Source organism: Rheinheimera sp. (genome assembly GCF_037442525.1).
Classification (GTDB): domain Bacteria; phylum Pseudomonadota; class Gammaproteobacteria; order Enterobacterales; family Alteromonadaceae; genus Pararheinheimera.
The window spans coordinates 23,730-36,068 of record NZ_JBBIQD010000005.1; the positions used below are offsets into that span (position 1 = coordinate 23,730).

At 55.4% G+C, this 12,339-nt stretch carries 10 protein-coding genes; 3 read left to right on the forward strand and 7 right to left on the reverse strand.

Going from position 1 to position 12,339, the window contains the following annotated elements; translation table 11 throughout:
- Positions 1–12: 12 nt before the first annotated feature.
- Entirely contained in the window at positions 13–1,320 is a 1,308-nt protein-coding gene (locus WKJ03_RS09550; protein WP_337841966.1) for a 3-oxoacyl-ACP reductase, read from the reverse strand.
- 150 nt (positions 1,321–1,470) lie between these two features.
- Here WKJ03_RS09550 and mltA point away from each other — a divergent pair, with 150 nt between their 5' ends.
- Positions 1,471–2,568: a murein transglycosylase A gene (gene mltA, locus WKJ03_RS09555; RefSeq protein WP_337841967.1), complete on the forward strand. Its 1,098-nt coding sequence runs from the start codon at positions 1,471–1,473 to the stop codon at positions 2,566–2,568.
- Positions 2,569–2,594: 26 nt separating this feature from the next.
- Here the strand turns inward: mltA and WKJ03_RS09560 are convergent, their stop codons facing one another.
- The 5 genes from WKJ03_RS09560 to WKJ03_RS09580 form a co-directional block, all read right to left on the reverse strand.
- Positions 2,595–4,220 carry a methyl-accepting chemotaxis protein gene (locus WKJ03_RS09560; protein ID WP_337841968.1) on the reverse strand — a complete coding sequence of 542 codons (1,626 nt, stop codon included), beginning with the start codon at positions 4,218–4,220 and terminating at the stop codon, positions 2,595–2,597.
- Between the two features lie 74 nt (positions 4,221–4,294).
- The gene (locus WKJ03_RS09565) at positions 4,295–5,224 is read right to left on the reverse strand and encodes a biotin-dependent carboxyltransferase family protein (RefSeq protein ID WP_337841969.1); all 930 of its coding nucleotides are present in this window, start codon (positions 5,222–5,224) and stop codon (positions 4,295–4,297) included.
- Between the two features lie 8 nt (positions 5,225–5,232).
- Positions 5,233–5,946: a 5-oxoprolinase subunit PxpB gene (pxpB, locus tag WKJ03_RS09570; RefSeq protein WP_337841970.1), complete on the reverse strand. Its 714-nt coding sequence runs from the start codon at positions 5,944–5,946 to the stop codon at positions 5,233–5,235.
- Positions 5,939–6,673, reverse strand: a complete 735-nt coding sequence (locus tag WKJ03_RS09575; RefSeq protein ID WP_337841971.1) for a 5-oxoprolinase subunit PxpA — start codon at positions 6,671–6,673, stop codon at positions 5,939–5,941. The genes pxpB and WKJ03_RS09575 overlap by 8 nt, the downstream gene beginning before the upstream one ends.
- A gap of 17 nt (positions 6,674–6,690) precedes the next feature.
- On the reverse strand, positions 6,691–6,966 hold the full coding sequence (locus tag WKJ03_RS09580; protein WP_337841972.1) for a hypothetical protein: 276 nt from the start codon (positions 6,964–6,966) through the stop codon (positions 6,691–6,693).
- Positions 6,967–7,226: 260 nt separating this feature from the next.
- Between WKJ03_RS09580 and WKJ03_RS09585 the strand changes: the two genes are divergently transcribed.
- Positions 7,227–7,358: a hypothetical protein gene (locus WKJ03_RS09585; protein WP_337841973.1), complete on the forward strand. Its 132-nt coding sequence runs from the start codon at positions 7,227–7,229 to the stop codon at positions 7,356–7,358.
- A 3-nt stretch (positions 7,359–7,361) separates the two neighbouring features.
- On the forward strand, positions 7,362–9,164 hold the full coding sequence (locus tag WKJ03_RS09590) for an ABC transporter transmembrane domain-containing protein (RefSeq protein WP_337841974.1): 1,803 nt from the start codon (positions 7,362–7,364) through the stop codon (positions 9,162–9,164).
- 50 nt (positions 9,165–9,214) lie between these two features.
- Here WKJ03_RS09590 and WKJ03_RS09595 read toward each other — a convergent pair whose 3' ends face one another.
- Positions 9,215–12,337, reverse strand: coding sequence for an efflux RND transporter permease subunit (locus WKJ03_RS09595; protein WP_337841975.1), 3,123 nt, complete (start codon positions 12,335–12,337; stop codon positions 9,215–9,217).
- Between the last annotated feature and the right edge of the window lie 2 nt (positions 12,338–12,339).

A 12,339-nucleotide genomic window follows, 5' to 3' on the forward strand; every position in this document is an offset into this window, starting at 1 on the left:
CAGGGGCGCTGTTCAGGCGCCCACTAAACTCTGGCCACAGACCCGAAGCACCTGCGCATTACAGGCCTTGTTGTCCGGGCGCACTAAAAAACAGACGGCATGAGCCACGTCCGATGGCTCGCCCGCCTGCCCCAACGAATTAAAACGCTGGCCTATTTCCCGAATAAGCCAAGGCATTTTTTCCGTCATTTCAGTACGGATAAAACCAGGCGCCACCGCATTAAACCTATGCATCGGGTAGGTGCGCGCCATGTGCTGGATATAACCACTCAGGGCTGATTTGGCACTGGCATAATTGCACTGTCCACGTTGCCCGGCCAGGCCATTAATGGACGACAGACTGACAAAAGATGCAGTTGCCGCTAACTGGGCTGATCCCAACAGCGCTTCGTTCAGGCGGATTTGCGCATTTAAATTCAATTCCAGCACCAGTTGCCAGTCGGCCAGTGCCATATTCTTCAGGGTTTTGTCACGTGTCACCCCGGCGTTATGCACCACCAGATCCAGGCTGAGATGACGCTCTTGCAGCTGCGCCAGCAGTTGGGCAGGCGCCTCAGCACCAGTCAGGTCCAATGCAATACTTTGCCCCCGCAACGATTGCATTACCGCGTCCAGCGCTGGCGCCGCTGCAGGTAAATCCAGGCCAACCACCAAAGCACCTTCAGCAGCCAGCTGGCTGGCGATGGCTTTGCCAATGCCTCTGGCAGCCCCTGTGACCAAGGCCGTTTTACCGGCCAGAGGCCGAGCTGCACACTGCATTGGTACCTGCGCTACTTCCCCCAGCTTTAGCACCTGCCCACTGATATAGGCCGACGCCGGGCTTAAAAAAAACTGCACCGACGCATGGGCTGCAGGCCAATCCGCGCCAGACAGATCCAATAGATTCACCCGGCAGGCTTTGTTACCCAGCTCTTTGGCCAGAGAGCGGACAAAACCTGTCAATGCCGACTGGCAGGCACTGTGGCTTGCACTTATGGCGGCCTGACTGTCTGACAGCAGCAGGATCGGACTCTGGTTCTGCAGGACAGGCAACAACTGCTGCACCAAAACCAGCAGCCTTTGCAATTCATCCACCTGCTGGATCTGGCGGCAATCCAGCAACACAGCAACCAGCCCTGTGGTGGACTGCAGTGCTGTGGCGTTGTCAGGCTCAAGCAACAGCCAGGTGACCGGATCCATCTGGGGTAAATCCTTCAGCGCCAGCCGCTGCTGATGGCTGTAAAAACCATAGTCACCGACCCTGAGTTCAGCCTTGGCTGAACGCTGTAATACCACAGGCGGACGCCGCCCCATCAGTTTGTACACCAAAGTTTCAAGCATGCTCAAACCCTAAGCGGAAAAATGGCTTTCAGCTTAACAGAATCCGCACAGGTCTGACGAGTGTGTGCTTCCCGATGCAGTGCTGCAGTCAAGCCCCCATTCCATCCACAGGAAAAATCCCCTAGACTGCGGGCAAAAAAAGGATAAACCATGAAAAAAGTCATTCTGTGTGCACTGGCCGCTGTGCTGGCCGGTTGTGCGGGTTCTTCCGGTATTCATCAGTCGAATCAATTTGCCAACAATGGCCTTGACCCGCGGGCTGCCCGCTTGCCTGCTACTTATCAGGCCAGCAGCATCCAAATCAACACCGACTGGCTGACGCCGGAACTGTTAGCAGGCATTGACCAACAACTGATTTACCTTGGCAAACCTTCAGTGCCGGCCGACTACCAGCTGCCGGGGCTGTCACTCAGTAAAGCTCAGCTGCAGCACAGCCTGCAGCAACTCAAGCGGCAGGCAGAGCTGGGCTCAGAGAGCCGCATGACCGCCTGGCAACTGGCAGGCGAAGATGGCCGCGGCAACGTGCAATTCACCGGTTATTATGTGCCGGTTTTCCAGGTCAGCCGCACCGCCAATGCCCGCTACAAGTACCCCATTTACCGCAAGCCTGCAGGCCTGTCGCCGCTGCCCAGTCGCGAGCAGATAGACTTTGACGGTGCCTTACAAGGCCTGGGACTGGAGCTGTTTTACAGTGAAAGCCTGGTGGATAATTTTTTTATGCAGGTGCAAGGTTCAGGCATGGTGCAGGACGAAACCGGCCGGCAGCACCTGTTGAGTTATGGAGGTGGTAACGGCCAGCCTTACCGCAGTCTGGGCAAAGTGCTGATCGAAATGGGGGAATACAGACCAGAACAGATGTCGGCCAGCGCCATTAAAGACTGGTTAAGCCGCCATCCTGAACGTCAGCGTGAGCTGATGCGGCAAAACCCCAGTTACACCTTTTTCCAACAGGGACCGAGTCAACCTGTTGGTGCCGCCAATGTGCCCTTGACGCCTTTGCATTCCATCGCAGTAGACCCGGCATATATTCCGCTCGGTTCGGTGCTGTTGGCGCAAATTCCGGTGCTGGACAACCAAGGGCAATTGCTGCGGCATCAGTATCAATTGCTGCTGGCGCAGGACAAAGGCGCCGCCATTAAAACTCCGGGCCGGATTGATTTATATCAGGGCATTGGGGAGCAGGCGCAGCAGCGTGCTGATGCCTTAAAGCACTACGGTAAAGTCTGGTTATTAACCAGCCCCAATTAAGGCTGGGCCTAAGCGAGGCCCTGCTGTCACACTTTAAACCTGGTCACCAGAGCATTGAGGTCCACCGCCAGCCGTGACAACTCATGGGCTGAGGCGCTGGTCTGATTGGCACCCGCAGCAGTCTGCGTCGCCAAATCGCTGATGTTCACTATATTGCGGTCAATCTCCCGCGCTACTTTGGCCTGTTCTTCAGCAGCCGATGCAATCACCAGATTGCTGTCACTGATTTTATTGATACGTTCGGTGATCACCGACAACGCATCACCGGCGGCCCGGGCAACCTGCAACGCCTGTGCTGCTTTTTCCGCACTGTGCTGCATGGAACTGACCGCATCATTGGTCCCTCCGCGGATCCTGGCAATCATGGCTTCAATTTCTTTGGTCGACACCTGGGTACGATGCGCCAAAGCCCGCACTTCATCGGCTACCACCGCAAAACCGCGGCCCGCTTCACCGGCCCTGGCCGCTTCAATGGCGGCATTCAGCGCCAGCAGGTTGGTTTGTTCAGCAATGGCGCGGATAACATCCAGCACCTTGCCTATATCCTGCGCCTGCACAGCAAGCTCCTTCACCAGGGCGGACGTCTGTGCAACGTCTTCATTCATCAGGCCGATGGCACTGGCTGTTTCATTGACCTGACGCTGTCCCTGCTGCGCCAACCGGGCCGACTCACTGGAGTCTTCGGCGGTCTGAGTGGCCGTCGCTGCCACTTCATCCACCGCTGAACTCATTTCAGTAATGGCGGTAGCCGCCTGCTGAATTTCATCATTTTGTTGTTGCAGCCCACGGCTCGAATCTTCAGTCACCGAGTTCAGCTCTTCCGACGCTGAGGCCAGCTGAGCCGACGATGAACTGATATGCGACAACGCATCCCGCAGGTTCTGCTGCATCTTGTGTAATGCCGCCATCAGCTGCGTGGCTTCATCTTTCCCTTCCGCCCTGATCGTTTGGGTTAAATCACCTCCAGCGACCACTGCCGCCGCCTCAACAGCCTGCAGCATGGGTTTGTTAATGCTGCCAGTCAGAGCCGTGGCAATCACTGTTGCCAACAGCAGTGCCAGAACGATCGCCACGATGATCAGCAGGCGCGCATTGCTGAAATTTGCCGCCGAGATGTGGGTTTGCTCAGTGGCATGGGTGCTGTTCAGAGTGCTCAGGGCAAGCAGTGCTTTGGTCATCCGGTCCGAGTGACCTGACAGTTCCTCATTGCTGATCCTGACCGCCTCAGTTCGGTTTCCTGACAGCACCTGTTCAATCAGCCGCTGCTGGCCGTTCATATAGGCCAGCCGGGCCTCGTGAAATTCATCGTACAGAGCTTGCTCTCCGTCCAGCGAAATCAATTGCATATAACGTTTTTCTTCGTCGGCCACTTCAGCTTTGACAGACTCCAGCATGGCCAGATTCTGTTGCTGCTGTTCAGGCGTTTCCGAGAGCATCAATCGGAAGGTAAAGATCCGCACCCGCATCATATGGGTATTCAGTCCGGACAGCGCATTCAGTGTGGGGATCACATTGCTTTCAATTTCTTCCGCTGTATGACGCATCTGGTTCATATTCACCAGTGCCAGGCTACCCTGTAACAGCACCAGTAAGCTCAGAATGGTAAAACCCCCGATCAAACGGGCCCTGATGCTGAATTGCCTTAACCACATAAGTCCTTCTCCTTCAAAACTTTTAGATGGCTATAACACTAATGCAACTTCAGGCAAGTGCAACCCTGAATGGCTTAGCAGCAGAACAGCTGCAGGCGCAATTCCTGCCATAACTGATGCTGTGAGGCGCGCAGCGCTGGCAGTTCCGTGGGTACAAGCTGGGTAAACCTGAGGGATTGTCCGCTACGTCTTTGTGACAAATGGGCAGCATCGACCGCGGCCAGGGTGCCCGCTTTGGGATAGCCCCCCAGGGTCTGGCGGTCATTCAGCAGTACAATAGGGTGGCCATCCGGCGGACACTGCACCGCACCATAGACAGTCCCTTCAGACCAGAGTGGCATGGCCGGCAACAGCAAGGGGTGCTGCGCTGTCAGCCGGTACCCCATCCGGTCAGCGGCTGCACTGATGGTATAAGGTTGTTCCATCAGTTGCTGCCATTGGCTCTGGCTGAACAGCTCGGCCTGAAAACCGGGGATCAGCCTCAGGGTTAAAGGCGCAGTGTAATCAGGCCACAGCGAACGGGGTAACCCATAGCAGCCTGGCAGAAGCCGGGCTTTGACCGGCAAAAACTGCCCGGCCTGCAGCGGCTTGCCAGCAATGCCACCCACGCTTTCGCGCAGCACCGTGCTGTTGCTGCCAAGCACCTTGGGCAGCCGGATCCCCCCTGCCACCGCCAGATAACTTCGGACACCGGTTCGTGCCATGCCAAAATGCAGCCGCTGTCCGGCTTGAATACGATGGCTACGCCACCAGCCTAAAGGCTCATCGTCACACCAAAGCGGTAATTCTGCACCTGTCACTGCGATCACCATGTTTTGCAATGCCTGAAGCTGCAAGCCACCCAAGGTGATTTCCAGCTGGCAGCTGGATTGCTGCTCCAGCAGCACATCTGCAACCTGATACGCAAAGCTGTCCGCAGCGCCACCCTGGGTCAGGCCGTAACGGGCACCGCCGACACGGCCAGTATCCTGCAAGGTGGTCAGAATGCCTGCGTGCTCTACCACAAAGCCGCTCATTTCAGCACCCAGTCAGTGGTTCCACCCAAGGCAAGAAATTCCTGCTGGCTGATGGCATAAAACCTGACTTCATCGCCATGGCTAAAAGGCATGGCTCCATCCTGACCTGCCCGCTGTGGCTGAAATAGCGGCACTGGACAAAGCCCGAGCAAATTCCAGCCTCCTGGTGATACCGCCGGATACACAGCGGTCTGCTGCTCGGCAATGGCTACAGCGCCTTTCGGAACCTGGGCTCTGGGGGTAGCCCGTCTTGGCATTCGCAGTGGTTGTGGCAATTGGCCCAGGTAAGCAAAACCCGGCGCAAAACCAATGGCGTACACCAGATAGGTCTGGCTCTGGTGCAGCGCCTTCACCTGCGGCACAGTCAGGCCGGTAAAGCGGCTCACCTCGATTAAATCGAGCGGCCCGCCATCCAGCTCGTCGCCATAACAGACCGGCAATTCAATTAACCGGCCTGTTGCCTCAGCGCTGTATTCAGGGATCGCTTTGGGCAGTTCGGCCATCAACTGCAAAGGGTCTAGCCGCTGCGGATCCAGCTGAATAAGTAAAGAATGGTAACTGGGTAGCAGTTCGATAATGGCGTCAGCGTAGCGCTGCTGCAGTTGCTGACTTAAGGCATGCAAGGTGCTCAGGCACTCAGGCCCCGGCGCTTGCTGCAGGTAAAGCATTAGGGCCGCCTCACCCGCCAGACAGGCTTTGAGTTCAATCACTGCCAAGGCTCTGCCGGATCTGCTGCAACATAGCTAAAGCAGAGGGGGTGTCGCCATGCACGCAGAGGCTATCGGCCTGCAAAGCAATTTTACTGCCATCGGCCGCTTCGACCTGGCCTTGAGTCAGCAATAACCGCACTTGCGCCAACGCCTGCGCTTCGGTCAGTACAGCGCCAGGCTGACTGCGTGGTGTCAGGCTGCCATCGGCCTGATAACGACGGTCGGCAAAGGCTTCAAAATACAACTTTAACCCCAGCTGGTCAGCACTCTGCTGATGCAGCACTCTGTTGGCGTCGCAGAGCAGCATCAGGGCCGGTTGGCTATGGTAAGCTGCGACCGCTTGCATCACAGTCTGCAGCAGCTGCGGCGAGCGCATCATATCGTTGTATAAAGCGCCATGGGGTTTGACATAACTGACTCTGCTACCGAGGCTACGGGCAACCCCGTCGACAGCCGCGATCTGGTACCAGAGCAAATCTCTGAGTTCATCCGCAGCCATCACCACGGAACGGCGACCAAAACCTGCTTTATCGTCATAACTGGGGTGCGCACCAATGTCCACCTGATGCACGACCGCCAGCTCCAGCGTTTTTCGCAGCACGGACGGGTCTCCGGCATGAAAGCCGCAGGCGATATTGGCCTGATCAATCAACGGCATGACGGCCTCATCCTGACCAAGCCGGTACAGGGAAAAACTTTCGCCCAGGTCGCAGTTCAGTTTCAGCATGCTGTATTGGTTTCGGCTTAGACAGGCTGCTGACGCAGCAGCTGATTTAACTTCACGACCGGGTAACCACAGGCCAGTGCCAGCCCGGCAATCAGCAATGCCGCCACATAGAGCAAAGGCAAGGTCAAAGGCATCTCATTCACCGGGGTATACGCCACAATGGCACCAACGGCTATACCGACCAGCACCACCAATAAGGGGATCAACACCAGCAGGATCTTCAGCGTCGTCATCTCACGGTTCCATTGAATTTTATCCAGTGCTCTGCCCGGCTTTAAATGTTTCGTTTTCATCCTAATCTCCTTATTTTTTTACACCTTAATCAAGCACTTCGCTAAAAGCAATAATCAACGGGGAATGAACATTGTCTGACTATACTCCTTCCCCGCCACATGGCCATGAGACGGCGGGCGGAACCATAAAACCCGCACCTTTTCGCAGTGCTTGTGGACACCAGCTGTGTTTGGCGCCGGGCTCCGGGGCTGTTGAATTCATCCGGCCGCAGCCCCATAACCATCAAAGGCAATCCGCCATCCCCGACTGAAGGTTTATCATGGCTTTACATCTTCCTGCACTGGTGACTGTGCTGGCACTTTTATTCTTTGTTTACAGCGCTCTGGCCTTTGGTGCGGCGCGCAAGAAGTATGGCGCAGCTGCAGTGCTGCCTATGATGGCGGGTTTATAAATCATGAGCAGCACATCCCTCGCGACTGAAGCGCAGCCTGCAGTTCAGGTTCCTGCCAGAAAAATGGGCCCACTGTTAAGCTTGCTGCCTTTTTTAACGCCTTACGCCGGCCGCTGGGCCCTGACTTTTATTGCTTTAACTGTCGCCGCCATCGCCACTCTGACCTTGCCTGTGGCGTTTCGTTATCTGATTGATGCCGGGTTTTCCAGTGATCAGGCAGGCCATATCGACCAGTACTTTCTGGCCTTGTTTGGCCTTTCTGTGGTGCTGGCTGTCGCGACGGCGCTGCGGTTTTATTATGTGTCCTGGCTGGGTGAACGGGTCACGGCGGATGTGCGCAGCGCTGTGTATGCCCATGTGGTGAAAATGAGCCCGCAGTTTTTTGAACTGACCAAAACCGGCGAAGTCTTGTCACGCCTGACCACAGACACTACCTTAATTCAGGCTGTGGTCGGCACCAGTCTGTCGATGGGTTTGCGCAATAGCTTTTTGTTACTCGGCGGCTTGGTGATGCTTTTTGTCACCAGTGCCAAATTAGCTGCTTATATTCTGCTGACCTTAGTGCTGGTGATTTTGCCGATTTTCTTAGTGGGCCGCAAAGTACGTAAGTTATCGCGCGACAGTCAGGACCGTATTGCCGATGCCAGTGCAGTGGCCGGTGAAGTGTTAAACGCTATTCCCACAGTGCAGTCGTACCGGCAGGAACAGCGTGAAACGGAGCGTTTTACCGCTGCGGTCGAAACGGCTTTTAGCACCGCTTTATCCCGTATTCGCGCCCGCTCCGTGCTGACGCTGGTCGCTATCATACTGGTATTTGGTGCCATCTCTTTTGTGCTGTGGTTAGGGGCCCAGGCGGTGCTGGCCAATGAGATGACAGGCGGCGAGTTATCGCAGTTTATTCTGTATGCGGTATTAACAGCAGGAGCTATTGGCGCTATTGCCGAGGTTTGGGGCGATTTACAACGGGCCGCCGGTGCGGCCGAGCGCTTAATGCAACTGCTGAATGTACAGTCCCCTGTGGTGGAAAGAGCCGCCCCTCTGCCGTTGATTGTGCCTGAACATAATCTGGCCGGCAGCGGCATTGAGTTTAACGCGGTGAATTTCAGCTATCCATCAAGGCCTGATACCTTGGCCTTAAAGGACTTTTCGCTGCAAATCAGACCCGGTGAACATATCGCTTTGGTCGGGCCTTCGGGCGCTGGCAAAACCACCTTGTTCCAGTTACTGCTGCGTTTTTACGACCCACAAAGTGGCCAGGTGAAATTTAACGGCACCGACTTAAAAGACGTGCGTTTAACGGATGCCCGTCAGCCTTTTGGCATCGTACTGCAGGATACTGTGATTTTTGCAGGCTCTGTGCTGGAGAATATCCGCTACGCCCGCCCCGAAGCCTCTGAGCACGAAGTGCAGCAAGCCGCCAAAATGGCGGCAGCCCATGACTTTATTCTGGCTTTGCCTGAAGGCTATAACACCTATTTGGGTGAACGGGGTGTGCGTTTATCCGGCGGTCAGCGCCAGCGTATTTCCATAGCACGCGCCATCTTAAGTAACCCGTCGGTGTTATTGCTGGATGAAGCCACCAGTGCTTTGGACGCTGAAAGTGAACGCCAGGTGCAGCTGGCGCTGGATAACGCGGCGCAAAACCGCACGACTTTGGTGATCGCGCACCGGCTGGCGACAGTACTCGCAGCCGACCGCATAGTGGTGCTGGACGCCGGTCGTATAGTGGCGCAGGGAACTCACACAGAACTTTTGCAAAGCAGTGAGTTGTATGCCCGTTTGGCCGCTTTGCAGTTTAGCCACTAGCTGTAATGCCAGTCAGCTTCACTGACTGGCATCTGGCCAGATGGCGCTGGTTAATACCCCAGCGCGCTACTGTGACTGGCTTGTGGTGTGGCCGGCTTCCTGCTGAAACGGGCTGTCAACTTACGCTTGGCCGTTTCCAGGCTGTCGTAGAAAGTTGGCACCACCAGCAAGGTCAGTATGGTGGATGTAATAACACCCCCAATAACGGCGATCCCCAAAGGTTTGTAAAAGGCGGAACCTTCACCAAAGCCGATAGCAACCGGCAGCATACCTGCCACCAGTGCAAAGGTGGTCATCAGTATGGGGCGCAGGCGCTCGCGGCCCGCCATCACCAGGGACTCGTCCAGACTGTAGCCTTCGGCTTCCTTTTTACGGGCGCAGTCAATCAGCAGAATGGCGTTTTTCACCACTATGCCCATCAGCATCACCACACCAATTAAGCTCATCAGGTTCAGGGTGGAACCGGCAATCAACAGCGCCAGCACCACGCCGATCAAGGACAATGGCAACGACATCATAATAGAGACAGGTGCCAGGAAGCTGTGGAACTGCACTACTAAAATCAGGTACATCAGCAACACCGCCAAACCCAGAGCCGACAGAATACCGCCAAAGACTTCTTCCTGATCCCGGCTCTGACCGCCACGAATGACGTCATAACCCGGTGGAAACGGAATTTGTTTCAGCAGTTTACGTGCATCGGCGTCCACTTCACCAAAACTGCGGCCCTGCACGTTTGCACTGACCGCCATCATACTTTCGCGGTCTAAGTGTTCAATCACGGCCGGACCTTTGCCCACAGTCACTGTGGCCACCTGCTCCAGTGGGATCATGGCCCCTGTTCGGCTGGACAGCAGCGGCAACCGTTCCAGATCCTGCACTGTCATACGCTCTTCCGGCCGGATGCGCACATACACATTACGGGTTTCACCGGTTGGATCTATCCAATCGCCAATTTCAGCACCGGCAAAGGCCAGACGTAATGCATTGGTGGCGTCCCCCATCGACAGGCCCAAACTGGATGCCAGGCCACGGTTAAATTCAATTTGCAGTTCAGGCTTTGGATCCTGGGCAGACAAACCGACGTCCACTGCACCGGGCACAGTTTTTAATTTGCCGACAAAATCCATCACCAGCGCTTCCAGCACTTTGCTGTCCGGGCCACGGAACTGGATTTGCAATGGCTTGCCATCCCCGCCCCCCCCGTTCAGATCAGCCGACACTGAATATTCAGCACCCACCAGGGTTTTTATTTTGCTGCGCAGTTCAGCCGCAATTTCACGCGACGAACGGTCTCGCTGGTATTCTTTTTTCAGCCGGACAAAAATCTGCGCTCTGGTGATATTGCCAGAAGTGCCCACTGTGGTCTGAGTGTACTGAGTTTCCGGCAAGGCTCTGGCCATAGCCGCTGCTTGTTCGGCCTTAATGCTGGTGTAATCCAGGCTGGCTTCAGACGGTGCCCGCACCGAAATCATCACGCCGCCATCATCGGTTTCCGGCATAAAACCAAAACCACCAAATTTGCCCTGCACCACTAAGGCTCCAAAGAAGGCAACAAACGCCAGCAGCCACATGGATTTGCGATGCCCCAGGGCCCAGCGGATCACCCGGGAATAGCCTTCGGCCTGGCGGTCAAACCAAAGATTAAACTTTTGCAGCACAGCGCCCATACCGCGGCGTCTGGCGTGTTTATCGTGATCCGGGTCATGCCAGTAAGCCGACATCATCGGGTCCAGTGTAAAAGAGATAAACAACGAAACCAGCACCGAGCAGGCGACAGTCAGCGCAAAAGGTTTAAACCACTGGCCGGTAATGCCGTCGATAAAAGCAATAGGAATAAACACCGCAATAATGGACATGGTTGTGGCGATGACCGCCATGCCAATTTCTTTGGTGCCGTCACGCGCTGCGGTCATATTGTCTTTGCCCATTTCCATATGGCGCACAATGTTTTCCCGCACGACGATGGCATCGTCAATCAGAATACCTATAGCCAGAGACAACCCCAGCAAGGTCATAAAATTCAGCGTAAAACCGCAAGCCCAGACCGCAATAAAAGACGCCAGTACCGAGGTGGGCAGCGCCAGTGAAGTGATCAGGGTGGAACGCCAGCTGTTTAAAAACACAAACACCGTCACTATGGTCAGCAAGGCCCCAACCGACAAAGCTTCGGTAACATTACGCATACTGGCAGACACATCTTCGCCTGAGTCACGCACCACCACCAGCTCAAAGTCGGCCGGTAAGGTTTTTTTCAGCTCTTCCAGTTTGGCTTTAATTTCGTTGGTCACGGCAATGGTCGAGGCATCCCGGGCTTTCACCACATTAATGCCAAGCGAAGCCACCCCATTAAAAATAGAGATGCGGCGCTGTTCAGCGGCCCCATCCACTACATCGGCGACCTGGGCTAAACGAATGGCCTGATCGCCATTGCGTTTGACCACCATCTGTTCAAATTCACGCACGTCACGCAGCCGGCCCTGAATACGAATGCCCTGCTCCTGCATGCCATTGACCACCCGGCCCACGGGCGCTGCAATATTCTGTGCCCTTAATGCATTCACCACTTCCATCGCCGAGACGTTCGCTTCGCGCATGGCGTTGGAGTTGAGGAAAATGGTCATTTCCCGCTCTTTTTCACCTTCCAGGTTGACCAGCGCCACCCCTGGTACAGCCCGGATTTCCCGGGCTATCTGATGTTCAGCAATTTGCGACAGTTCAATGGCATCAATGGAAGTCGCCGACAGTGCCAGGGATAAAATGGGCATCGCATTCGGGTCTTCACGCCGCAAAAACGGCTCTTTCATTTCGGTTGGCAATTTATCCCGCACCACCGCCACGGCGTCGCGCAGTTCCTGCGACGCTTCAATCAGATCTTTATCAAACTCAAAAATGGCGACAATCACCGCGTTGGAATCGCGTGCATAGGAGCGCAGCTCCCGCATGCCGGTAATAGTCGCCATCGAGTCTTCGACCCGGTTGAGAATTTCCCGTTCCACTGTTTCAGGCGACGCGCCAGGGTATGGAATGGTCATCACCAGCACAGGTGGCTGCACATCCGGAAACTGGTTGGTTTTTAAGTTGGTCATTGCAAAGTAACCAAACAGCATCATGGCCAGCGTCACCGCCACCACCACCATAGGGCGTTTTATACTGAAATCGGATAAAAACATGG

Bases quoted from the DNA above. Each gene is read 5' to 3' on its own strand.
- WKJ03_RS09575 (WP_337841971.1), bottom strand. From the start codon at position 6,673: ATGCTGAAACTGAACTGCGACCTGGGCGAAAGTTTTTCCCTGTACCGG.
- WKJ03_RS09580 (WP_337841972.1), bottom strand. From the start codon at position 6,966: ATGAAAACGAAACATTTAAAGCCGGGCAGAGCACTGGATAAAATTCAA.
- mltA (WP_337841967.1), top strand. From the start codon at position 1,471: ATGAAAAAAGTCATTCTGTGTGCACTGGCCGCTGTGCTGGCCGGTTGT.
- WKJ03_RS09585 (WP_337841973.1), top strand. From the start codon at position 7,227: ATGGCTTTACATCTTCCTGCACTGGTGACTGTGCTGGCACTTTTATTC.
- WKJ03_RS09550 (WP_337841966.1), bottom strand. From the start codon at position 1,320: ATGCTTGAAACTTTGGTGTACAAACTGATGGGGCGGCGTCCGCCTGTG.
- WKJ03_RS09595 (WP_337841975.1), bottom strand. From the start codon at position 12,337: ATGTTTTTATCCGATTTCAGTATAAAACGCCCTATGGTGGTGGTGGCG.
- WKJ03_RS09590 (WP_337841974.1), top strand. From the start codon at position 7,362: ATGAGCAGCACATCCCTCGCGACTGAAGCGCAGCCTGCAGTTCAGGTT.
- WKJ03_RS09560 (WP_337841968.1), bottom strand. From the start codon at position 4,220: ATGTGGTTAAGGCAATTCAGCATCAGGGCCCGTTTGATCGGGGGTTTT.